The sequence below is a fragment of the Pontibacter sp. T17 genome (assembly GCF_057219875.1).
The window spans coordinates 1130632-1153495 of the sequence record NZ_JBXVVW010000002.1; the positions used below are offsets into that span (position 1 = coordinate 1130632).

22 protein-coding genes are annotated in these 22864 nt (G+C 59.0%); 5 read left to right on the forward strand and 17 right to left on the reverse strand.

Features of this window, described 5'->3' with window-relative positions; all coding sequences use genetic code 11:
• Nucleotides 1-161: 161 nt before the first annotated feature.
• Both AC2D8O_RS12980 and AC2D8O_RS12985 read left to right on the forward strand, forming a co-directional pair.
• Nucleotides 162-3413 (forward strand): SpoIIE family protein phosphatase, encoded by a 3252-nt coding sequence (locus tag AC2D8O_RS12980; protein ID WP_484679262.1) that lies wholly within the window; start codon nt 162-164, stop codon nt 3411-3413.
• A 131-nt stretch (nt 3414-3544) separates the two neighbouring features.
• The gene (locus AC2D8O_RS12985; protein WP_484679263.1) at nt 3545-5092 is read left to right on the forward strand and encodes a glycine--tRNA ligase; all 1548 of its coding nucleotides are present in this window, start codon (nt 3545-3547) and stop codon (nt 5090-5092) included.
• A gap of 95 nt (nt 5093-5187) precedes the next feature.
• Here AC2D8O_RS12985 and AC2D8O_RS12990 read toward each other — a convergent pair whose 3' ends face one another.
• From AC2D8O_RS12990 to AC2D8O_RS13070, 17 genes are all read right to left on the reverse strand, one after another.
• Nucleotides 5188-6075, reverse strand: a complete 888-nt coding sequence (locus tag AC2D8O_RS12990) for a hypothetical protein (protein ID WP_484679264.1) — start codon at nt 6073-6075, stop codon at nt 5188-5190.
• A gap of 55 nt (nt 6076-6130) precedes the next feature.
• Nucleotides 6131-6544, reverse strand: coding sequence for a DUF983 domain-containing protein (locus tag AC2D8O_RS12995; RefSeq protein ID WP_484679265.1), 414 nt, complete (start codon nt 6542-6544; stop codon nt 6131-6133).
• A 15-nt stretch (nt 6545-6559) separates the two neighbouring features.
• On the reverse strand, nt 6560-6820 hold the full coding sequence (locus AC2D8O_RS13000; RefSeq protein WP_484679266.1) for a hypothetical protein: 261 nt from the start codon (nt 6818-6820) through the stop codon (nt 6560-6562).
• Nucleotides 6821-6823: 3 nt separating this feature from the next.
• On the reverse strand, nt 6824-7351 hold the full coding sequence (locus AC2D8O_RS13005) for a DUF420 domain-containing protein (protein WP_484679267.1): 528 nt from the start codon (nt 7349-7351) through the stop codon (nt 6824-6826).
• Nucleotides 7348-7980 (reverse strand): RNA-binding protein, encoded by a 633-nt coding sequence (locus AC2D8O_RS13010; RefSeq protein WP_484679268.1) that lies wholly within the window; start codon nt 7978-7980, stop codon nt 7348-7350. Before AC2D8O_RS13010 ends, AC2D8O_RS13005 begins: the two co-directional genes overlap by 4 nt.
• Nucleotides 7981-7993: 13 nt before the next feature.
• Nucleotides 7994-8311, reverse strand: coding sequence for a cytochrome C oxidase subunit IV family protein (locus AC2D8O_RS13015; protein WP_484679269.1), 318 nt, complete (start codon nt 8309-8311; stop codon nt 7994-7996).
• A gap of 24 nt (nt 8312-8335) precedes the next feature.
• Nucleotides 8336-9040, reverse strand: a complete 705-nt coding sequence (locus tag AC2D8O_RS13020) for a cytochrome c oxidase subunit 3 (RefSeq protein ID WP_484679270.1) — start codon at nt 9038-9040, stop codon at nt 8336-8338.
• A 9-nt stretch (nt 9041-9049) separates the two neighbouring features.
• Nucleotides 9050-9622: a cytochrome c oxidase subunit 3 gene (locus AC2D8O_RS13025; RefSeq protein ID WP_484679271.1), complete on the reverse strand. Its 573-nt coding sequence runs from the start codon at nt 9620-9622 to the stop codon at nt 9050-9052.
• A 9-nt stretch (nt 9623-9631) separates the two neighbouring features.
• Nucleotides 9632-10495 (reverse strand): heme o synthase, encoded by an 864-nt coding sequence (gene cyoE / locus AC2D8O_RS13030; protein ID WP_484679272.1) that lies wholly within the window; start codon nt 10493-10495, stop codon nt 9632-9634.
• Between the two features lie 32 nt (nt 10496-10527).
• Nucleotides 10528-11547 carry a COX15/CtaA family protein gene (locus AC2D8O_RS13035; RefSeq protein ID WP_484679273.1) on the reverse strand — a complete coding sequence of 340 codons (1020 nt, stop codon included), beginning with the start codon at nt 11545-11547 and terminating at the stop codon, nt 10528-10530.
• Between the two features lie 12 nt (nt 11548-11559).
• Nucleotides 11560-13500, reverse strand: coding sequence for a cytochrome c oxidase subunit I (locus tag AC2D8O_RS13040; protein ID WP_484679274.1), 1941 nt, complete (start codon nt 13498-13500; stop codon nt 11560-11562).
• A gap of 30 nt (nt 13501-13530) precedes the next feature.
• Nucleotides 13531-14808, reverse strand: a complete 1278-nt coding sequence (locus tag AC2D8O_RS13045; protein WP_484679275.1) for a cytochrome c oxidase subunit II — start codon at nt 14806-14808, stop codon at nt 13531-13533.
• 270 nt (nt 14809-15078) lie between these two features.
• A complete protein-coding gene (locus tag AC2D8O_RS13050; RefSeq protein WP_484679276.1) occupies nt 15079-15636 on the reverse strand; it encodes a NifU family protein in 558 nt (185 codons plus the stop codon).
• A gap of 18 nt (nt 15637-15654) precedes the next feature.
• On the reverse strand, nt 15655-18006 hold the full coding sequence (locus AC2D8O_RS13055; protein ID WP_484679277.1) for a patatin-like phospholipase family protein: 2352 nt from the start codon (nt 18004-18006) through the stop codon (nt 15655-15657).
• 60 nt (nt 18007-18066) lie between these two features.
• Entirely contained in the window at nt 18067-18435 is a 369-nt protein-coding gene (locus AC2D8O_RS13060) for a VOC family protein (RefSeq protein ID WP_484679278.1), read from the reverse strand.
• Between the two features lie 59 nt (nt 18436-18494).
• On the reverse strand, nt 18495-19181 hold the full coding sequence (locus AC2D8O_RS13065) for a YggS family pyridoxal phosphate-dependent enzyme (protein ID WP_484679279.1): 687 nt from the start codon (nt 19179-19181) through the stop codon (nt 18495-18497).
• 23 nt (nt 19182-19204) lie between these two features.
• Nucleotides 19205-19936, reverse strand: a complete 732-nt coding sequence (locus AC2D8O_RS13070; RefSeq protein ID WP_484679280.1) for a DedA family protein — start codon at nt 19934-19936, stop codon at nt 19205-19207.
• 145 nt (nt 19937-20081) lie between these two features.
• Between AC2D8O_RS13070 and AC2D8O_RS13075 the strand changes: the two genes are divergently transcribed.
• The 3 genes from AC2D8O_RS13075 to AC2D8O_RS13085 all read left to right on the forward strand — a co-directional run bounded on the left by AC2D8O_RS13075 (nt 20082) and on the right by AC2D8O_RS13085 (nt 22789).
• On the forward strand, nt 20082-21044 hold the full coding sequence (locus AC2D8O_RS13075; RefSeq protein WP_484679281.1) for a hypothetical protein: 963 nt from the start codon (nt 20082-20084) through the stop codon (nt 21042-21044).
• 90 nt (nt 21045-21134) lie between these two features.
• Nucleotides 21135-21620, forward strand: coding sequence for a hypothetical protein (locus AC2D8O_RS13080; RefSeq protein WP_484679282.1), 486 nt, complete (start codon nt 21135-21137; stop codon nt 21618-21620).
• A gap of 35 nt (nt 21621-21655) precedes the next feature.
• A complete protein-coding gene (locus AC2D8O_RS13085) occupies nt 21656-22789 on the forward strand; it encodes a hypothetical protein (protein WP_484679283.1) in 1134 nt (377 codons plus the stop codon).
• Nucleotides 22790-22864: the final 75 nt, after the last annotated feature.

The window sequence follows — 22864 nt, forward strand, 5'->3', positions numbered from 1 at the left end:
AAGACATCTGCATTTCCAAATGGTTGCATAAAAAACCTACGTATCTCCGTAAACCTGTTAGCTTGCACCCGCTGACCTTTTCACTCACCGATCTGCCTATTCTGCCTGCTATGGTTCAGCGACTTAGAACCCTGAACAGTCTGTTCTGGAGGCTTGGCCTCATGCTTTTGTTTGTTTCAGCCGTCCCCATTCGTGGTCATTCACAATTAGGGGTACCCTATCTGAAGCAGTATGCTGCCCGCGACTATGGCGGCAGTGAAGCCAATTACAGCGCCGCACGCTCTGCCATGGGCCTGCTGTATGTGGCCAATGACCGCGGCGTATTACAGTATGACGGCCAGCGCTGGCTGTTGCTGTCTGTGCCTGCCGAAACCCAGCCCAAAGTGGTAGCCGCTGGCATTGACGGCCGCGTCTATGCCATTGCCGGAAACCAGCTGTTCGTGCTCACGGCCAGCACAGAAGGCAAACCTGCTTTTGTGCGCATTGCCATCGAAGGCTTCACCGACGGCAACCTGCCCGGCGAAACCAAAGGCACCTACACCCGTGCCGATGGCCTGTACATTGCCACTACCGCCGGCATGGTGGTGGCACACAAAGGAGCCGCCAAAAAGTGCGTAGTGAACAACACACCTGCCAAACGCATGGCGGCCCTCAGCACCATTGCCCACCTGCCGGGCCGTGGCCTGGTAGCAGTAGCCAACGGCGAGGTGCAACGCTGGATGGGCAACGCCATGCTGTCGGACCTGAACGTGGTAGGCATGGTGCCCATGCCTGGCAAGCAGATGCTTATTGCCACCGAGAAAACCCTGTTCCGCTTCAACGGCTGGACGCTGCAACCCTTCCTGCCCTACGAGGTAGAAGAGTATCTGGCCACCAACGTCATTTCGGCGGTGCAGGCCCTCACCCGCGACCTCTTCGCCATCTCTACCCTGCGGGGCGGCATCATCGTCATCAACGCCAAGGGCGAACAGCTGACGAAGATAGACCGCTCGGTAGGCCTCCAGAATGAAACCGTCTACAGCCTGCTGCGCGATGCCGAGGGCGGCCTGTGGCTGTGTCTGCAATCGGGCATCACCCGTGCCAACCTGCTGGCCCCCACTACGTTCTTCAACTCCAACGCCGGGCTTCAGGGCGCAGTCAACGACATGCTGCGCTACCAGGGCCGCCTGTACGCTGCAACAGAATTTGGCCTCTATGTACTGGACGAAACCAGCACGCCGGCGCAGTTTCGCCCTGTGGCGGGCATTGTAAAAGCCACGTTCAGCCTGGTGCCATCGGCCAAGCGCCTGTTTGCCGCCACTGCCACCGGTGTGTATGAAGTGGAAGGCGAGAACGCCAAGCCCGTCTGGAGCCGCCCCGTCACACAGATGGAGGCAAGCACCGTAGACCCCAACCTGTATTTTCTGGGCCTGCCCGATGGTGTGGCCACGCTGCGAATTGTGCCCTATACCCAGCGGCAGCGCGTGCAGCTGGGCACCCGCGTGAAGCGCTGGGAGTGGCGCACCCTGCAACTGGACTCTCTGTCGGTGCGGCGTGTGCCCGGCCCCCGTGCAGCCACCCTGCACCTCACCGCCGACCCCAAAGGCCGCGTGTGGGTAACCACCGCCGACAGCCTGCTGCTCATCGAGCCGGCCGACCCGCCCATCCGCAGGGCCTACACCGCCGCCGACGGCCTCGAAGCCGGCAAGCCCCCGCGCATCTGGCGTCTGGGTGGCCGCATCCTGGCCATTCAGTCAAAGGGCGTATATGAGCTGGACAACCGTGATGGCCGGTTCATCCGCGACGAAGAGCTCTCGCGCGACGGCCAGCAGATTCAGTTTCTGCACCAGGACAACTTCAACGACCGGCTGGTGCTGGCCGGTGGTGACCTGCGCTATGGCGCCTGGAACGCCGCCGCCAAATCCTACGCCTGGGACAGCACCGCCCTGCAGATCGAGGCCAGCACCAGTCTGCGCGCGGCCTACCGGCAGGACGCCACCCAATATTGGCTGGGCTTCGGCAACGGCATGATCCGCTTTGAGCCGCGCCGCAAGCAGATGCCGCCACCACCCTACCGCGTGATACTGCGCAGCGCACGCATCGACGGCGACTCGCTCGTCTACGGCGGCCTCTGGGCCGACAGCCTGAACCCTGCCGCCAGCGACAGCCTCTACGCCGAAAGCTTTTCCGTCTTGGGCCAACCTACCCGCGTTGCCCTGGCTTTTGCAGGCACACGGTTCGACGATAACGCGCGTCTGCAATACCAGTATGCCCTGCGCGAGGCTGGCTCGGACGACCCACTGAAGTGGAGCGCCCCCTCCACCACCCCCGAAGCCGAACTCACAGGCCTGGAACTGGGCGACTACGAACTGCATCTTCGCGCCCGTGACATTTCGGGCCGCTACAGTTCCCCCACGGTCTACGTCTTCCATCTGGTGCCCCACTGGTATCAGACGTGGTGGGCACGCCTGCTCTTCTTTGTACTGGGCGCTGGCGCAATTGCCGGCTTGGCCTATGCCAGTGCCTTGATATACAGCGCACGCCTGCGGGCCAAAAACCAGCGACTGGAAGCCATCATCACCGAGCGCACCCGCGAAATCGAAGACAAGAACAAGGCGCTGGAAGCCTATGCCGCCGAAATGGTGCGCCAGAAGCAGGAGATCGAGCGCAAAAACCGCGACATCACCGACAGCATTAACTACGCCAAGCGCATTCAGCAGGCCATGCTGCCCCGCAACGAGCAACTGAAGGCTGCGCTGGAAGAGTTCTTTATTCTCTACACGCCGCGCGACATCGTCTCGGGCGACTTCTACTGGTATGCCCAGCAGGGACACACACTGGTGCTGGCCGCTGGCGACTGTACCGGTCACGGTGTACCGGGCGCTCTGATGTCGATGATCGGCAGCTCGATCCTCAACCGTATCGTGAACGAACGGCTGGAGACAAACCCGGCCCGCATACTCGAGGAGCTGCACCAGGGGGTACGCGCCGCACTGAACCAGGACAGCGCCGGCAAAGACCAGATTGTGCGCGACGGCATGGACATCTGCATCGTCACCATCGACGTACTGGACAAGCGCCTGTGGGCGGCCTCGGCCAACCGCCCCATCTGGCGCATCGTCAACGGTGAACTCGAAGAGACCAAGGGCGACAAGATGCCCATTGGCGGCTCGGCGGTGCAACAGCGTTACTCGCTGCACGAGTTTGCCCTCAACCCCGGCGACACTTTCTACCTGTTCTCTGACGGCTACCCCGACCAGTTCGGTGGCGAACGCGGCCGCAAATTCCAGACCCGCCGTTTCCGCGAAACCCTGCTGGCCAATCAGCACCTGTCGCTGAAAGACCAGGCTGTGCTGCTGGAAGAAACCCTGAACACCTGGCGCGGCAGTCGCGATCAGGTGGACGACATCCTCGTAATCGGCGTGCGCTTCTAGTGTCGCCGCCTCAAGTAACCTTCCAACGGGCAGCTCCTCACCGGGCTGCCCGTTTCTGTTGGGGGGCGAGGGGCGGAAAGTTGACGCACGGGGGTACCCAAATGCCCGCCGCCCACTACCTTTGCACCGTCATGAACTACGCCGAGGTATTCCAGAAAGTCGTTTCCCACAGCAAGGAGCACGGGTTCATTTTCCAGAGCAGCGAAATCTACGACGGCCTGGGGGCCGTGTACGATTACGGCCCACTGGGTGCGCTGATGAAGCGCAATATCTCGGGCCTGTGGTGGCGCAGCATGGTGCAAATGCAGGAGAACATCGTTGGGCTGGACGCCGCTATCCTGATGCACCCGCAGGTATGGAAAGCCAGCGGCCACGTAGACGCCTTCAGCGACCCGCTGATTGACAACAAAGACTCCAAGCGCCGCTTCCGTGCCGACGTGCTGCTGGAAGAGTACATCGAGAAGCTGCTGGACAAGGCCCGCAAGGAGACCGAGAAGAAGTTCCGCAAGGAGGGCCGCGAAGACGTGCCCGCCGAGGAGTTTGCCCGCCGCATGGCTGGCGACCGTTCGGCCCAGAAAGCCGAAGAGGTGCGCAAGGGCCTGGCTGCCGCCATGACCGCTGGCGACATGGCCGCCCTCAAAACGCTGATAGAGCAGGCCGAGATAGCTGACCCCGACACCGGCAGCCGCAACTGGACCGACGTGCGCCAGTTCAACCTCATGTTCAAGACGCAGCTGGGCTCGGTAGCCGGCGATGCCGCCGACATCTACCTGCGCCCCGAAACAGCCCAGGGCATCTTCGTGAACTTCCTGAACGTGCAGAAGTCCATGCGGATGAAGATTCCCTTCGGCATCGCGCAGATCGGCAAGGCCTTCCGCAACGAGATTGTAGCGCGGCAGTTCATCTTCCGCATGCGCGAATTCGAGCAGATGGAGATGCAGTTCTTCGTGAAGCCGGGCACGCAGATGGAATGGTTTGAGCACTGGAAGGGCGTGCGCCAGAAGTGGCACCACGCACTGGGCATCCCCACCACCCGCACCCGCCTCAAGCTGCACGACAAGCTGGCCCACTACGCCGACGCCGCCGTAGACATTGAGTTCGAGTTCCCCTTCGGCTGGAAGGAACTGGAGGGCATCCACTCCCGCACCGATTTCGACCTCACACAGCACCAGAACCTCTCTGGCAAGAAGCTCCAGTACTTCGACCCCGAAGAAAAGACCAACTACACCCCCTATGTGGTGGAGACCTCGGTGGGGCTGGACCGCTCGTTCCTCATGCACCTGTGCAACGCCTTCCACGAAGAGCAGGCCCCTACGGCCGAGGAGGGCGAATCGGCACTGCGCACGGTTCTGCGCCTGAACCCGCACGTGGCCCCCATCAAAGCGGCCATTCTGCCACTGGTGAACAAAGACGGCCTGCCCGAAGCCGCCGAGAAGATTTACCACGACCTGAAGTACGACTTCCAGGTGGCGATGGAGGAGAAAGACTCCATCGGCCGCCGCTACCGCCGCAACGATGCCAAGGGCACGCCCTTCTGCATCACGGTGGACCAGGAAACGCTGAGCAGCGGCACCGTAACGGTACGCCACCGCGACAGCATGCAGCAGGAAAAGATCGCGGCTGACAAGCTGCGCCTGTGGATGCACGAACAGCTGGACGTGCGCCAGGTGCTGGGCTGAGATGCCTGCCTGCCTCAACCACACAAGGCCCACCTTTCGGTGGGCCTTGTCGCTTACTGACACTTTCCAGTGTCTTCTACACTACAGCTTATGGCTCAGCGGGCTATCCATTGCTGGACGGTGGCCGCAGGCGTGTTGTAATCTACCATGGGCAGGAGGTCGGGCATGCTGATGGCCAGACCCGCGGCAGGCTGCTCCAGCGTCACCCAGTCGATATGCAGTTGCAGGTCGGGGCGGCCCGTAGTGACGACGGTGCTGTTGAACTGGCGGGGGTTCTGTTGCAGCTGGGTGGTGGCATACCAGTCGGTGTAGGCGTTAAAGCCCACCTGTACGCGCCGGGGCAGGTCAGGGCGATAGAAACGCTCCAGCAGGGTCCATTCGGTTTGGCCTTCGTAGCGATAGAGCAGCACAAAAACCGGCCCTACACGGGTAATGCACAGTTCCATCCAGCCGGTTTTTGCGGGCCACAGCTTCAGTGCCGAACGGCTGTTGACGGTGGTCTTGGTTTCAAAGACCACCTGCTTCAGGGGTTCCGCGATGCCCGTGGTAAGGAAAAGCCAGTTCTCGGTACGGGGCTGCCATGCACTGGCGCCGCCAGCGGGAATCTCCCGCACCATCAGCCCTGCCAGCGACCAGACCTGCGTGGGGGCAATGGAGTCCTGCCCGGTGACCTTGATGCGGGCTGTAAGGCGAAAAGCACCCGCTACCTGACGTTGCAGAAACGCGCCATGATACTCAGCATACCAGCCTGAGGTATGTGGCGTAAGCGTAAGTATGCCGTCTTTCACCTGGGCCGCCTTGACGAAACTGGGCCAGCCTTCAGTGGCTGAGAAATCGGGCCAGCGGGCCAGTGAGGCTTCCGAAGCGAAGTCGTCGGAGAGGGAGTCTACCCGTTGCCATTGTATGGGAGACAGGCGCGACTGCGCAGCCGCACTCAGGGAAATGGCACAGAGGACAAGTACCCAGTGTAGAGTCTTTTTCATACAGGCAACCTAGCGTTCCTGTATGTGAAGTGCTGTAAAAGTATGTTAGGCTACGTTAAGCCGCCTTGCGGGCAGCGACGGGCGGCTGGTGGTAGCAGGCTGGGTCGAAGCTGACGTTGCCAAACAGATACAGCATCAGCACCCGGCTGTAACGCGTGAGCAGCGGCAGCAGCCCCACAATGAGCGACAGATACAGGCCCATGATGGCAAGCAGGTCCCAGTCGGTGAGCAGGCGCAGGGGCACTACCAGTGTGAGCAGCAGGCCCACGATAAAGCCATAGTTAATGTACATGGCTCCCCAGAAAAACCCCGTCTCGATTTCATAGTGCAGACCACAGTGGGGACAGTCGTCATGCATCTTCTGGAAACTGCCGAGGTTGTAGGGCCCCGTCAGGAACATACGGCCTTTGCGGCAGCGAGGGCATTTTTCAGTAAGCAGCGCAGTGAGTCCGCTGGGAGGATTGCTCATGTTGGTTGTGAGTTGTCAGTATCCAAAAGGCTGGTCGGAAATGGGCAGCTCGGTTTTGCGGTTGTTCCGATACCAAATGAACGCAATGCCACCTGCAATGACGTATGGGAATGCCAGCAGGAACAGAATGCCCGTGTTCAGACCGCGCCCGGCATTGCTCTGGCCGCTCTCAAGACCCGCCGAAACGTTGGCCTTGCACATGGGGCACTGTGCCTGCGCGCTGGCAGCACCCATCATCAACAGCAGCAGAAACCCAGCCATTCGAATCCGTTTCATGACTCAGTGACCGTAATAAGGGGCCATCATAAGATAAACGACCACACCGGTTACAGATACATACAGCCAGAGGGGAAAAGTCCAGCGCGCAATTTTTCGGTGGCGGACATAATCGCCCTGCAGGCCCCGGTATACTGTAAAGAGAATGGCGGGCAATATCAGTGCCGCCAGCACCACATGGGTAATGAGCAGGAAGAAATAAACGGCACGGATAGCCCCCTCGCCCCCGAAACGGGCCTGATCGGGAGACAGAAGGTGGTATACCACGTAATTGACCAGAAAGAGCCCCGACAGAATAAACGCCGTGAGCATGACCGCTTTGTGCTGGGCAATCTGCCTGCGGCGAATAAGTGTAAAGCCCAGCACGAGCAGCACGCTCACCGCACTGTTGATACAGGCGTTGACAAGCGGGAAGATACTGAGGTTGAGGCCGTGGCCTTCAATGGCAGGCATCTGCATCAGCAGAATGACCACCACTGGCACCAGCACGGAAATGGCAATAATCAGGGGGACGAAAATCCGGTCTTTCATTGCTGCACGAAGCGTGAATAGCGTCCCGAAGTAACCTGTTTCTGGCGGAATTCGTGCCGGAGCGCGCGTACGTCTTCCTTCAAGCGTTTGACTTGCCCGGCTGAAGCGGCGTCATACACGGCCCGAACGTGGAGGTCGGGGTCGACAAGTGCCATCGGAAGACGCAATCCAGGGTTGGTAAGCAGATACGCCCGGCGGAGAGCCGAGTCAGCTGGGGCCGCAAGGCGCAGCCCTGGCACGGAATCCGATTCAGCGGCCGATACAGTGCCCGCCAACACCAGGCGAATGTCCCCGGCCTTGCGCCAGGCATAGGCAAACTCGTGGGTGAGCTCTCCGACCAGTCCCTTGGCCGCGCCCTGCGTAACGGTATCGTCAGCGATAACCAGCAGCAGATGCATCCGGCCACGGAGGCTGTCGGCAAGCGGGGTGGGCACGGTGTAGTACAGGGTGTCGGCGCCCTGCAGGGTGCGTTCGCCCAGGATCGGCATGTTGACGAACTGCTGGTTGCTGCCACGCATCAGCAGCAGAACCAACACAGGCCCAAACAAAACCAGAAGGACGGCTGCTACGCGCAGCAGGCGTAGGCCGTCCTTTTGGGTTGTGGGCTCGCCAGTTTCAGGCGTTGCCATGGTATGTCAGTGCTCAGGAATGAAGCTGGGCGCCTTCGTACATCATGGCCATCACCAGCACAAAGATGAAGACAACAGGCACCACGATGGAGTAAATCAGATTGATCTTCTCAAACTTGAGGTGCATGAAATAGGCAATGATGTAGAATGCCTTGGCAATGGTCAGCAAAACGTATATCAGCACCTTCCAGGGCTTGTGAGGCAGCGCCTCATTGCTGATGGCGAGTGCAATGATGAACTCGACGATTGTGATGCCCAACAGAATCAGGAACGGACGCCAGATTTTGTTGAAAGTGTCACTCTTATGCTCGTGCGCGTGGGTATCAGCCATGGTGCGTAATGTCGTCAGGGGTGATTAAACGAGGTAGAAGCAGGTGAACACAAACACCCACACAAGGTCTACAAAGTGCCAGTAGAGACCTACTTTTTCAATCATCTCGTAGCCGGCAGACTGGAATTTGCCTTCGAGCGTACCCGCCAGAACGATGGCCAGAATCACAAGACCGGAGAATACGTGAAAGCCGTGGAAGCCTGTAATCACGAAGAAGAGAGCCGTGAAGGAAGTGGGGTTCGCCGCACCTACCGCGCCATTGGCATCGTAGGAGGTGAAGGGATTGTGCCACAGGGAGGCCCCTTCGTGGAACATATGGGTCCATTCCCATGCCTGGCAGCCCAGGAACATGGCCCCACCAATGATGGTGAGGAACAGGTACTTAACGATCTCCTTACGGTCGCCACGGTGGCCAGCCTCAACAGCCAGTACCATCGTTACCGAACTCATGATCAGGATGAAGGTCATGATGCCGACAAACACCAGCGGCGCGTTGCCGTGGTAGAAAGGCATAGACTTGAACACCTCTTCCGGCTTGGGCCAGAACACGTGGCTCACACGGATCATCCCGTAGGAGATGAGCAGTGCCGAGAACGTAAAGGCATCTGACACGAGGAAAAACCACATCATCAGTTTGCCGTAGCTTGCGCCAAAGGGGGCGTTGCCACCGTCCCAGATGCTGGTTTTGCCAGCCTCAGGCGCAGAAGATGCCGTACTTACGGTTGCCATGCGAGTATATCAGAGGTGATTGATGAGCAAAAATAGAAATAAATAGACCCAAAGGAAATCGAGGGCGTGCCAGAAAAGCGCTACCTGTTCCAGCGTGAAGGTATTCCTGGCGCTGATACGGTACCGTGCCGCCTGTATCAGCATGACTGCCAGCGCAATGACCCCAGCAATCAAGTGCACCCCGTGCAGGCCCATCAGCACATAAAGAAACGAGCCACTGGGGTTGCCCACAAAGTAGACCCCCTGCGCCACCAGTTGGCCAAAGCCGAGAAACTGGGTGGTAAGAAAGGCTATGCCCAGCGTAGCCGAGCCAGTAATCCAGCCCAACAGTGCCGAGTAACGATCTTGCCGCGCCGCACGCAAGCCCATGTGCAAGGCGCCAGAGCTGAGCAGGATGAGGCCGGTAGACAGCCAGAGAATAGCAGGCAGGTCATAAGGCCGCCAGTTCCCTTCGCCCTTGCGGACGATATATGCACTGGTGAGCCCAGCAAAGAGCATGACCATCGAGCCAATCCACAGCCACATCAGCAGCCGACTGGCTCGCCGCTTGGTGGCCAGTTCTTCACTGTAAGGGGTTGTCATATCCATTTCTTAGAAGTGTTTGTCGAGAAAAAGGCCCAGCAGCATGAGCGGGAGGTACAAAAACGAACCGAACATGAGCAGCAGGGCAGCGGCATTCGTGCGCTCTGTATATAACCGCCAGGCGAGGTAGAGAAATCCCGTGCTCTGCACCAGATTTGCCCACAGGGCCGCCTGTCCACTCATGCCCACCCAGTAGGGCAACCAGATAGCCGGAAGCAGCGCTGCCGCCGAAACGACAATCCAGATGGCGCTGGCTGTGTCTTTGCCCCCACGCGAGGGCAGCAGGTGGTAACCTGCCTTACGGTATTCGTCGTGAGCCAGCCAGGCGATGGCCCAGAAGTGTGGAAACTGCCAGATGAACTGAAGGAGGAACAGGATGCCCGCCTCGCGGCCCAGATGCCCAGTAGCCGCTGCGTAGCCAATAAGGGGCGGCATGGCCCCTGGGAAAGCACCGATAAACACCGCCCACGGACCAATCTTTTTAGCCGGAGTATATACAAAAGAGTACGCCACCAGCGACAGTCCGCCTAACAGCGTACACAGGGGGTTGGTGCCCAGCCACAACACCGCTATGCCCGCCACCCCCAGCACCACTGCGATAAGCAGCGCCTGCCGTGCCTGCATGCGGCCTGTAGGAAGCGGCCGCTCGGCGGTGCGCTTCATCTGAGCGTCCTGCCGGATTTCCAACAGTTGGTTCAGGGTATTGGAAGATGCCGTCACCAGCAGGCCCCCCAGCACCACCATGCCTGCCACATAACCATCGAGCGGGCCAGGCACACCAATCATGTAGCCCAGCAGAGCCGATGCCACCACCACCAGCGTGAGCCGGAGTTTGGCAAGTTGCAGTACGTCGCGGAAGGAGATGGGCCGCAAGGCGAAGAGAAACTAAAAACCGAATGAGAAACTCAAGGAGCAGTGGCCAGTACGGCAGCTTCTTCTGCCGAAGGTCGCAGCAGTTTGCGCTTGTATAATACCAGCAGCAGCAGAAACTGCACACCGAACAGCAGGAAAGCCAGGAACAGGTGAACGGGTTGTGCCACCGCTGGCAAACCCAGATATGCCAGTACCATACCTGCGGCAATGGTGGTGCCCAGTACGCCAACCAGCGCCCAGGCGATGTAACGCACACTGCTGTTGAGCCCTATCAGCGGCCAGATACGGTAAATGAGCCAGCCATTGACCAGCAGCAGCAGGCCCGAAAGCGATCGGTGCGCATAGAACAGTCCACCCGTAGACAGCAGCCAGTTGGTACGGCCCGCTTCTCCGGTGATGGCGGCACTGTGGTCTACCAATTCGCGCACCTGCGTGCCAATCACAATCTGTGCAATCAGCATGGCAAGACAGCCCGCAGACTGTGCCCGCAGTGGCGGCAGTGAAAGCCCGCCTGGGCGTTTCACGCGTTCAATCTGTGGCCAGGACACCGCATAGAGCACCAGCCCTACAATGGCCAGTGCACCCAGCATATGCAGCGTTACCATGCCCGGTGCCAGGTTGTGCGCCACTACTTTGGCCCCCAGCCAGCCGACAAACGCAACCCCGAGCAATGCAGCCAGGCTCACGTAGACGATACGACGGTCTGAGCGCCAATAGGTAAGCGACAGCAGAAATGTGACGAAAATAAAGACCCCTGTGAGCGCACCCAGCAGGCGGTTGATGTACTCTACCCAGGTATGAACTGCACTGAACTCAGCGATTTCACGGCCACCAACGGCAAAGCGCTCACGGTAGTCGGGAGGCAGCTGCGATACGTCTGTGGGGGGCACCCAGGTGCCGAAGCACTTGGGCCAGTCGGGGCAACCCATGCCCGAGCCAGTGGCTCGCACGATGCCGCCCGCCATGATCAGCAGGTATACAATAACAAGGGTGGCGATCCCGAATACACGGAATCGCCACACCTGTTTCTCGCTATACTCAAGGATTGACATTACGTAGGCCGGTTAGGCAACGTGAGCGTCATCCTGTTGGTCGTCTTTGCGGTGCACGGCCTCAGGGGTAGGGGTCGTGCTGGGGGCAGGGCTGTGGGCTCCACCTGTAGGTACTACCGGCGCAGGATCGTAGTCCTCATCCCAGTAGCGCTTACCACTGTTCAGGTCGGCATCAGATACCGTCTGGGGAACGAAGTCGGTAGGTGCACCAGGCGCACTATACTCGTAGGGCCAGCGGTACACAGCCGGGATTTCGCCAGGCCAGTTGCCGTGAATACCCTCTACAGGAGTGGTCCACTCCATGGTAGTAGCCTTCCATGGGTTGCGCTCAGACTTCTTGCCCGCGATAGCGCTGTAAACGAAATTGTAGAGGAAGATGAACTGAGCACCTACACCGATGATGGCGGCAATGGTGATGAAGACGTTGAGATCAACAAACACCTCGGCGAAGTTGAACTGCGTGAAAGCGTAGTAACGACGGGGTACACCAGCCAGGCCGATATAGTGCATCGGGAAGAACACGAGGTAGGCTGAAGCAAAAGTGAGCCAGAAGTGCCAGTAACCCAGCGTGTTGTTCATCTTGCGACCGAACATCTTGGGGAACCAGTGATACACCCCGGCAAACATGCCGAACATAGCCGCCGAACCCATTACCAGGTGGAAGTGGGCCACGACGAAGTAGGTGTTGTGCAGGTTGATGTCCAGCGCGGCATTACCGAGCCAGATACCTGTCAGACCACCCGAGATGAACAGTGACACCAGGCCGATGGCGAACATAGCACCCGGCGTGAACTGGATGTTACCGCGCCACAGCGTAGCCAGGTAGTTGAAGGTCTTTACCGCAGAGGGAACCGCGATGATAAGCGTAGCAATCACGAAGGCAGTGCCCAGGAAGGGGTTCATGCCCGAAACGAACATGTGGTGACCCCATACAATGAACGACAGGCCTGTGATGCCCAGCAGAGAGCCGATCATGGCGCGGTAGCCAAAGATGGGCTTGCGGGCGCTGGTGGCAATCACCTCGGAGGTGATACCCAGAGCAGGCATCAGGATGATGTATACTTCGGGGTGGCCCAGGAACCAGAACAGGTGCTGGAACAGAACGGGGCTGCCGCCCTGATTGGCCAGCTGCTCGCCCTTCAGTACGATGTCAGACAGGTAGAAGCTGGTGCCGAAGCTGCGGTCAAAGATGAGCAGAATGGCAGCAGCGAACAGTACAGGGAAGCTGAGAACACCCAGTACTGCCGTAAGGAAGAATGCCCAGATGGTAAGGGGCATGTTGGTCATCTTCATGCCCTTGGTGCGCATGTTCAGCACCGTGGCAATGTAGTTGAGCGAACCCATCAGCGAACTGGCGATGAACAGCGACATCGACACCAGCCAGAGGGTCATACCCAGACCCGAACCCGACATGGCTTTGGGCAGGGCCGACAGCGGAGGATACACCGTCCAGCCAGCGCCTGCAGGACCGGTTTCTACGAAGATGGACACCAGCATTACTACCGAGCTGAGGAAGAACAGCCAGTAGCTGAGCATGTTGAGGAAAGGCGACGCCATATCGCGTGCACCAATCTGCAACGGAATAAGCAGGTTGCTGAACGTACCGCTCAAGCCAGCCGTGAGCACAAAGAACACCATGATGGTGCCGTGAATGGTCACGAGCGACATGTAGAAGGTTGGATCCAGGATGCCATCCTTGCCCCACTTGCCCAGAATAAACTCCAGACCGGGGATAGGGGTATCAGGCCAGGCCAGCTGAAGACGGAAAAGCACCGACAGAAGGCCGCCTACGAAACCCATCACAATACCTGTGATGAGGAACTGGCGGGCAATCATTTTGTGGTCCTGGCTGAAGATATACTTCGTCAGGAACGTCTCCTTGTGGTGCTCGTGGCCGTGCGCGTCATGCACCTCGTGTGCGTGGGCGGTGGCAGTGCTGTGTTGTACCGACATGACGGAAGCGTATTGAGACGGTTGAGGCTGTTAGCGGCTGGCGGTCTTGTTGTTCTGGGGGGCAGCGGGAGCGGCTGGAGTAACGGCCTGCTGTTCAGCAGCCAGCTGTTCCTCCTGTGCTTTCTTGTACTTGCTGGCATACCAGCTGGGCTGCTGCTGCAACCAAGCCTGGTATTCATCGGGCGTTACCACCTTGATAACCAGACGCATGTTCCAGTGGGCTTCGCCACAGAGCTGCGAACAGGCCATTTCATATTCGAAATCGGGATTGCCCAGACGGTCGCGCATTTCGGCAGTAGTAATCGTAGGGGTCAGCGTGAACTCGGTGGGCATGCCGGGTACAGCATACAGCTGCTGCCGGAACTGCGGCATGTATACACCATGCAGTACGTCCTTGGCACGAATCTTCACCAGAACTGCACGTCCTTTGGGGATTACGAGTTCCTTTACGTCGGCTACGATGTCGTCGTGTGCATCGGCATCGGTGGGGTCAATACCTACTGCGTTGATACCCTTGATAAGCTTGTAGTTGGCGCGGCCCAGTTTATTGTCTACGCCTGCGTAGCGCACATTCCACTGGAACTGCTCGCCTACTACTTCCACCACTACAGGATTCTGTTCCTTGATGGCTTCTACGTCTTTGATTTTGTTCCAGACGCTTACACCGTCCAGCACCAGGTAGGCCAGCACCACGGCAGGAATCAGTGTCCACACCAGCTCCAGTCGGGTGTTGTCGTGGTAGTAGATGGCGGTGCGGCCGGGGCGGCTGCGATAGATATACGTGAAGAGGAAAAGCAGCGTCTGCGTGATGACAAACACGATACCCGTAATGATAATCGTGTTGCGCAGCATCCGGTCTATCTCCATGCCGTGCTCAGAAGCAGCGGAACCCATCAGGACATACTTGGCGTGGAGATTGAACTCCCACACCAGCCCTACGGCACCTGCCAGGAAGAACAGCAGGAACAGACGCGGATTGAGAGCGTTGGTATTGAACCGTGCCAGGGGGTTGAAGCCCGTGAGCTCGGCAACCTTGCTCATCATGATGGCAACCAATACCACACACAGGGTGATGAGGCCCGCGGCAGCAAAGAACAGTTTCACCAGCCCGTTGCCCTCCTTGGCGGGTTCGCCCAGTTGAACGTCGGCATACTGTTCGGCAGCGGCAGCTGCCTGCTTACCCAGCTTTAGCGAGTCCGCTATGGCTTGGGCGTAGCTGTCTCCGGCGCTGAAATACAGAAAGCCGAAGCACAGTACGGCCGCCAATAACAGGCGGAAAATGGTACGATGTTTCCCCGTGTTGGTCATAAATGACGGTGATTGCAATGCGCAGCGAAGTTAGCAATTCATGCGGAAAGACACAGGCTTTGGCCTTTCTTGGTCCGCATTTGCTTTCAACTGTGCAAAAATGAGCGCACACGGGCGACCATCCAAACACAGCGTATCAGCGGCCAACAGGCTTCTGGCCTTTCTTCCATTCCTATTCTACAACAGCAAAACAACGGTTTTTGCTCAACCCAAACACTGATTCGTCACATGCCGACACGCATTTGTACTGCGTATAAATAATGCGAAGCGTCAGATTGGGCGCACGGAGTGCAGGTCGGGGTGTCGCTGTTTCAGGGGTTCGAGCACACCCCGCTCCAGCGTCAGCGATAGATAGGGACAGCCCGTACAGGCGCCTCGGGTACGCACGGAAATCTCGCCCTCGGCAAAGCGCTCGAAGAAAATGCCACCGCCGTCCTGCTGGGTGGCGGGCAGAATCTTGGTGCGGAACCACTCGGCCACGGGATGCTCGTCGCCTGTGGGCGTCAGGCCCGTCGGGAAGGGCGACTCGGTGGCGTTGCGCAGCACAGTCAGCAGCTGGGGCCGCAGGGCTGCCAGCTCGTGCGGCTCGGGTTCGGCAGCAAAGCGTACCGAGATAAAGCCCCCTGCCACATACACGCTTTCCACGCCCGGGTGGGCAAACAGCACCTCGCATACCGGATGCCCGGCGGGGTAGTCGGCCCGCAGATACTCCACCCAGCCCTCGGGCATCAGTTCCAGGCTGGACACAAACTTGAAGGCCCGCGGATTAGGCGTGGCCTGTACAATCAGTTCGATGGGGTTGTGCATGGGCGTGTATTGTGGTGCCATAACGGCGCCGCAAAACTACTAATTCCCTTTGCCCTGCTTACGTGGCTCGATGGGTCGGGCTTCTTCCACTTTCCGTTGCAGCCGCAGCAGTTCTACCAGCGACAGTTCGTGCTGGGCGGGCCGCAGCAGTTTGCGCAGCGCCTCCAGTGTTTCGATGTTCTCGATGTTGTCGATACTGCCGATGATGTCCTCCTTCTCGCGCTTGGTGAGGTGGAAGTTGAGGCTGGCCTTCTCGAAGGTGCGCTCTGGGATGTATTGGAGCTCGAATACGTCGAAAGGCACCTGAAACAGCGAGGGGCCATAATGCAGCATCTGGTCGGTGCCAAAGTCTTGGGCCTCGGCCAGTGTATTATAGGTGCCGCCCACTACACCGAAAAGGCGCTGCCCCAGCGTGATTTCACGGCTGCCCGACACCTGCCGCTCCCGGTCAGAGTCGCGAATCTGGAGGTACACCACGCCCGCAGTGTTGGCGTCGATCCACTCGCGGTGGGCAAAGAGATAGCGCAGAGCCAACACCACCCCGAAGTTGTCTATCACGCCGGCGTCCATCACCTCCACCACTGGCTGGGTGGGCAGTTCGGCAAAAGGCAGGATGAACGGGAAGCTGGCGCTGAGGCGGATGGCCGAGGTAAGGTACAGGCTGTCGGCGTTCTGGGCGGCAAAGAAGCGCCGGAACTCTACGCCCGATATTTCGTTGCTGTACAGCCGGTTGTAACGCACCGGTTGCAACAGGTAGGAACAGGGCTGCGCTGAAATCACCAGCTGACGACCGTCGTTTACCACCGCCGGGGCAAACAACAGCTGCGGCACCAATGCCTGTCGCTCGGGCTGAGCGTAATGTGCCAGTCGGCGGCCCTTCAGCAACTGGGTGTTCTCGGCCAACTGGCGCTCGAAGGCATAGCCGCGGTCGCGGGTCATGCGCTCCTGTCCGTTGCGCAGCTCCGGCGTGGGGATGAACAGGTTGGCGATGACGTTGAACGTGATGGCGTTGAGCAGATCGGCCGACACGTTGTTGATGTGTGCGCGGGCAAAACGGCCGGGCAGATCAGTCGGATATCGCTTTTCGGCGTCCAGCAGCAGTAGCTCGCGGTAGTAGCTGGCACCGATCATGCCACCGGAGGCTCCACAGATGAGGCGCAGGTTGTCGTTGATGCGCCCTTCGAGCAGGCTGTCCAGGCGTTGCAGGCAGGTGACGGTCCAGGTGGCGCTGCGCAGGCCGCCGCCCGTGGTGCCTATTACCAGCAATCGGGGTTTGGCATTGGCGCCATAGCGGGCTTTGTAGTTCGCCACCCAGGTATCCAGCACGGCGCGACCTGCCGCCAGATCGGCCTGCACGAGGCTGTCAGTCACACTGGCTTTGATCGTCTCAAGCGTGTAGCTGGCCGGTGGCACATCGTAGTTGAGGCCATTTACATAGTGCCGCCCCAGAAATGGCTGCGATTTATTGAGGAAAAACAGCACCACCACCAGTGCAATGCCCACCAGCGGGCCAATCTTGCGGAACCAGTAGGCCACCGCGCCCACCAGCAGAATGATGAATGCGAAGAGTATCAGCAGCGTGGCACCTGCTGGCACCTGAAAATAGGCGTTGTCCTGCATGAGACCCAGCGTAGCCAGCAACACCAGAAACGACAGCATGAACAACAGGGCGTTGGCATGGTTCTGATTCAGCACACGCATCATGGGGCGGGTATCGCCTGAAATGCGGACTGGCACCGGCCTTATGCCAAAATTGCCCCCGATGAAGGTATTGACCTTCATGTTCTGGTCCAGCGAGGCTTTCACTCTACGCGCCATGCGCATGGGGTTCTGCAGGCCCTGCACAAAGCGTTCGCCCAGCATGGAGATGGCGTTCTTGTTGGTGAGGGTGAAGTAGCCCAGTGCCAGCAGGGTAATCACTGCCCCGCCCAGATACAGACCCGAAAGCAGCACCAGCGTAGAGGGCCGCTCGGCCAACGGGCTGCGCAGCTGGAAGTCGGCAAAGCGCCAGCCATAGAACAGCCAGTACGCCACGGGCAGTATGCTGTTGTTGATGGCGAACACCCGGAAAGGCGACCGCTGCAATGCGATAAACGCAAACCGAGGTCCGTCCAGAATGTACGACGTCACCTGATAGGCCAGGATGAACAGCCCCACCGTAAGCCCCACGATGAATGCCGCCAGAAACGATACTTCCTGCTGGTACTCGGGCTCCAGCAGCAGCTGCGCCATGCCAAATTCGCTCATCAGGCCATTGCCTGTCAGCAGAAACAGCACCACCCAGATGGCCAGCATCACGCGGTGGTTGGCCACCTGGCTCACCAGCATCTGCACCGGCAGCGAGTAATACAGCTCTATGAAGGGGCGCGACAGCCTGTGTACAGTCGGCATAGCGCCTAAAGATAGCACAAGAGGGGCCAATGCCCCCCTCGCCCTCGGGTCGTAGGCAGTTTACTGCATCGAGTGCAGGGCCACGCGGTTGCCCTCGGTGTCTAGGAAAAAGGCAAAGAAGCCGTTCTCGCCACCGATTTCCGTTTTGGGCATCAGCACTTTACCACCAGCGGCTTCCACGCGCGACAGAACAAGACTCAGGTCGTCGCCGCCGTAGAGATACACCATTGAGCCCTTGTCGCTTGGTACGTGGCTGGGACTTTTTACTACTGCCCCAGTGGTGTGCGGCGGGTTGTTCGGGAAAAAGGCCATGAGGTTGTCGCCCATCTGCATGGTGGGCATTTCGATGGCCAGCAGGGTTTCGTAGAACTTCCGGGCCCGATCCAGATCAGTGGCCGGAATCTCGAACCACGAGAGGGTGTAGCTCATGAGCAAAAGGGATTGAGAGTGAAACCCAAGCTACCCTCAAACATTCAGAAAATCAATTGTTAACGCGCGCCGAAGATGGCGCTGCCCACCCGCACCATGGTAGCCCCGGCAGCAATGGCCAGGTCGTAGTCGGCACTCATGCCCATCGACAGCTCTTCCATGGACAGTTGGGAGTTTTCCTGTGCCCGCAGCCGTTCCCGCAGGGCGGCCAGCTGCTGAAATTGTGCTGCAATGCGGGCGCGGTTGTCGGTGAGCTCGGCTATGCCCATCAGGCCCCGGATGCGCACATTCGGGTGCTGGGGCAGGGCGGCCAGAATGTCCTGCACGCCAGCTTCGTCGGTGCCTTCCTTCTGGTCCTCGTTCGAGATGTTTACCTGTATCAGGCAGTCGATGATGCGGTTGTAGCGAGCGGCCTGCCGGTCTATCTCGGCCAGCAGCTTCACCGAGTCCAGGCTGTGAATCAGGTGCACAAACGGCGCCAGATACTTCACTTTGTTGGTCTGGAGGTGGCCTATCTGATGCCAGCGCAGGGGCAGGTGGGCCAGTTGCTCATGCTTCTCAGCCATTTCCTGCACACGGTTTTCGCCAAAGTCCACCTGTCCGGCCGCATGGGCTTCTTCTACGGCACTGGCAGGTTTGGTCTTGCTCACGGCCAGCAGGCGCACACTGCCGACAGGGCGGCCACTGGCAGCTTCGGCCGCACGAATGCCTTCCAATACGTGGGGCAGGTGATCTTTAACAGCCATACGTCAGCAGAAAAAGGGGCAGATCAATAGCTGCCGGGCAGCGAGGTGGGGTCGTTGCTGGGGTCGTTGTCCTGAAGGGCGGCGGTGTCGGCTGCGGCTTTGCCAATGCGCTCCACCTCATTGGGGGTGCGCTTGGCGCGGGCGCGTTCTTTCAGTGCCGTGGTAATGATGGGCACTACCGACAACAGGATGATACCGATGACGATGTACTCGATATAGTTCTTGATGCCGGGGATCAGCACGCCGAGAAAGTAGCCCGCGAACGTCATGCTGAACACCCAGAGGATACCCCCAGCAACGTTGTAGCGCACAAACAGACTGTACTCAAACTTCGCCACGCCTGCGATGATGGGGGCAAACGTGCGCACGATGGGCACAAAACGACCGAGGATGATGGTCTTGCCGCCGTGGCGCTCGTAGAAGGCCCGGGTGCGCTCGATATACTGCGGCTTGAACAGCCACGACTCGTTGCGGCGGAACAGCGCAGGGCCAAACTTGCGTCCTGTCAGATAGCCCACCTGGTCGCCGACAATGGCCGCCACCGTCAGTGTGCTCACCAGCAACAGAATGTGCACCGGGAACTGGCCCGTAGCACACAGCAGCCCTGCCGTAAACAGCAGCGAGTCGCCGGGCAGGAAGAAACCCACCATCAGGCCGGTTTCGGCAAACACAATCGCGATACAGATGGCCAGGCCCCCGTAGGCGATGAGAAACTCGGGGTTCAGCAGTTCCTTGAGTTGGTGCAACAGTTCCATGTGGGCACAAAGATACACCTTCCCCGTACCCACCCTCTGCTTTGGCAAGGTGTTTGTAAAGTGAGCCCTGTAGCCAAGGATTTCCCCTACTTTTGCAGCCGAACTCCCTGGCACACTCTCACATCCATTTCATACACACGTAGCTATGGCTAACGAACAGAATTCCAACTCCGCGCCCGGCGGCACCAGCAACACCACCAAAATCATTCTGGGTGTCATCATCGTAGGGTTGGCCGCTTCTACTGCCTACTTCGCCTTCCAGACGCAGCAGCTGAAGCAGCAGAACGTAGAGTACGCCGAGAACAAGGTGGAACTCGAAACGGAAATCAGCCAGCTGAACGACAAGATTACCCAGATGGGGTCCGACATCGAGAACAAGGACATTCAGCTGGAAGAGAAGAACCGCCGTATCGAGCAGATGAGTGCCGAACTCGACAACGCTCGCAAGCGCCTGGCACAACTCTCGGCTGCGGGCCGCCTCACTGCCAGCCAGCTGGAAGAGTACAAAGGCAAGGTAGACCAGATGGCCTACTACATTGAGAAGTATCAGGCCGAGATTGCCCGCCTGAAAGAAGAGAACGAGCGCCTCACTGGCCAGGTCACCAACCTGACGCAGGAAGTGCGCCAGCGCGACAGCACCATCACCGAAGCCCAGCGCGAAAACACCCTCTATCGCACGAAGCTTCAGGCGGCCGCCATTCTGGAAGCAGCCGAGTTCAGCTTCGCCGAGGTCAACCGCCGGGGCAAGGAAAGTGCCGCCAACAAAGACCGCGAGCTGCGCCTCAGCACCGACGAGAAGCTGAAGATTACCTTCACCCTCATGAAGAACGCCGTAGCCGAGATTGGCAGCCGTACGCTCTACGCCGTCATCAAGGGGCCCGATGGCACTGTTTACAAGTCGTTTGAGACCACCGGTGGCTACTTCACCTTCAACGGTCAGGAAGTGCCCTACTCCACCAAAACCGCTGTTAACTATGACCGCGCGGCCCAGTCGGTATCCATGCTCTACGCACTGCCACAGGGTGTCGAGTGGAAAGACGGCCAGACCACTGTGGTCATCTACTGCGAAGGCTACGAGATTGGCACTGCCACGCTGAAACTCAAGTAAGCAGGCTTTTCCCAAAAAGGTTACAGCGCGGTGTAGGGGTTTCCCGACGCCGCGTTGTTATTTTGAGACACAACCTCTCCCCTCTGCGCCATGCCAACCCAGGTAGAACTCACCCTCCACAGCCTCACTTGCCTGAAACAGAGCGAGAAAGATGGCGATGAAATGTACCTGCTCTTCAAGGCAGCAACGGGCGGACCTGGCACAAAAGGCACGGAAATTGTCAACGAACGTGTACCGGCTCACATGCAGGTCTGGCCCATGCGTACCTCCGACCACCTCGTGCTTGACCACTGTCTCTATGTAGGCAACCTGGAAAACAATGGCCTCGCCTTCACACTCACTGTCATGGAAATGGACGTGCTGAACATCGTCAAGAACTCCATCGGTATTGTAGGCAGGTGGGTAGACGACTACGTGGGGCAGGTGCTGCTGGCGGTGGCCGCCGACGGCAACGCGGTCTGGACCACCGGCAGGCACACCCATGAGGCAGGCCCCGAACCCGGCGACCTCTACGCCTTCCGCGTTACCGGAAACCGTAGTGACTACCTCGTAAAATTCAAACTCATACTCAGCTGATGGCGATGTACGTTCGCCTTAGTATCTCTCTCACCATGTTGAACCGCGCTATTCTGCTTCTCGTGCTGCTGCTGACCACCGTTGGCGCCCAAGCACAGAACGCCCTCACCGCCGACAGCGTATTGCTGCGCCCGCTGCCCCCGGCAGCCACCACACCCCTGCCCGATGTGCAGGAGGCCCTGCGCCCCTGGATGAAGTACATCTTCACTGGCCGCGACTTTGAAGCCAAGCTGAAGGCCAACACCACCGTGGTAGCCTACTTCCAGCAGTTGCTCAAACGGACCGATTCTTACGACTTCGGCTTCGATTCACTCATCACTGTCTCTCGTCTCTACCCCGAGGATCAAACCTTTCGTCTCTTCACCTGGCAGTACACCGACCCCAGTGGCAACGCCAATTACGCCGGGCTGGTGCAGCGTCGAATCCCAACCGAAAAGGGCCAGACCGAACTGCGCGTCATCGTGCTGCAAGACGTGGTAGACCGCAGCGAAGACGTAGAGCGCACCCCGCTGGACAACACCCGCTGGCTGGGTGCCATTTATTACAAGCCCCGCTACTCCGAGTTTGGCATACTCTCCCAGCGCGGCGAAATCATGCGCATGACCCTGGCTGGCAAAACCCGCAAGGAGAAAACCACCCACTACGTCATCTTCGGCTACAACGGCCACAACGCCACCAGCAACTACAAAATCCTCGACGTCATTCACTTTGACCCGCGCGACCCCGACAAAGTGTACTTCGGTGCACCGCTCTTCTATTCGGGCGCCGCGCCCAAGCTGCGCTGCGTGTTCAAGTACACCGACAACTCGGTGTTTACCCTCAACCGCGCCCAGATCATGGATGGCAAGAAGAAAGCCTGGGGCATCGTGTTCGACCACCTGGCTGCCCCCCAGCGCAACGACCAGCGCAGTGTCTGGACCTACGGCGCCGACGGCACCGTCGACGGCTACCAGTGGTACGACAAATGGTATGAGCAGCGCAAGGGCTTCTTCGGCCTGCGGAAGAACGTAAACGTATACGACCCCAGCCTGGAGCAGTATGACCCCCGCGAGCAGCAGCGCCGAATAGAAGAAGAACGCAAGCGGCTGCGCACCCAGGGCATCGAGTTTGATCGCAACAACCAAGGCGGCAACAAGCCTGGCAACAGCCCTGCGCCAGTGGATAACTGAGCCCATTGCAGGCCCCACAGTGCCTGTTTCTGCATTGGATATCAGCCCCCAGCCACACCCGGCCGGGGGTTCTTG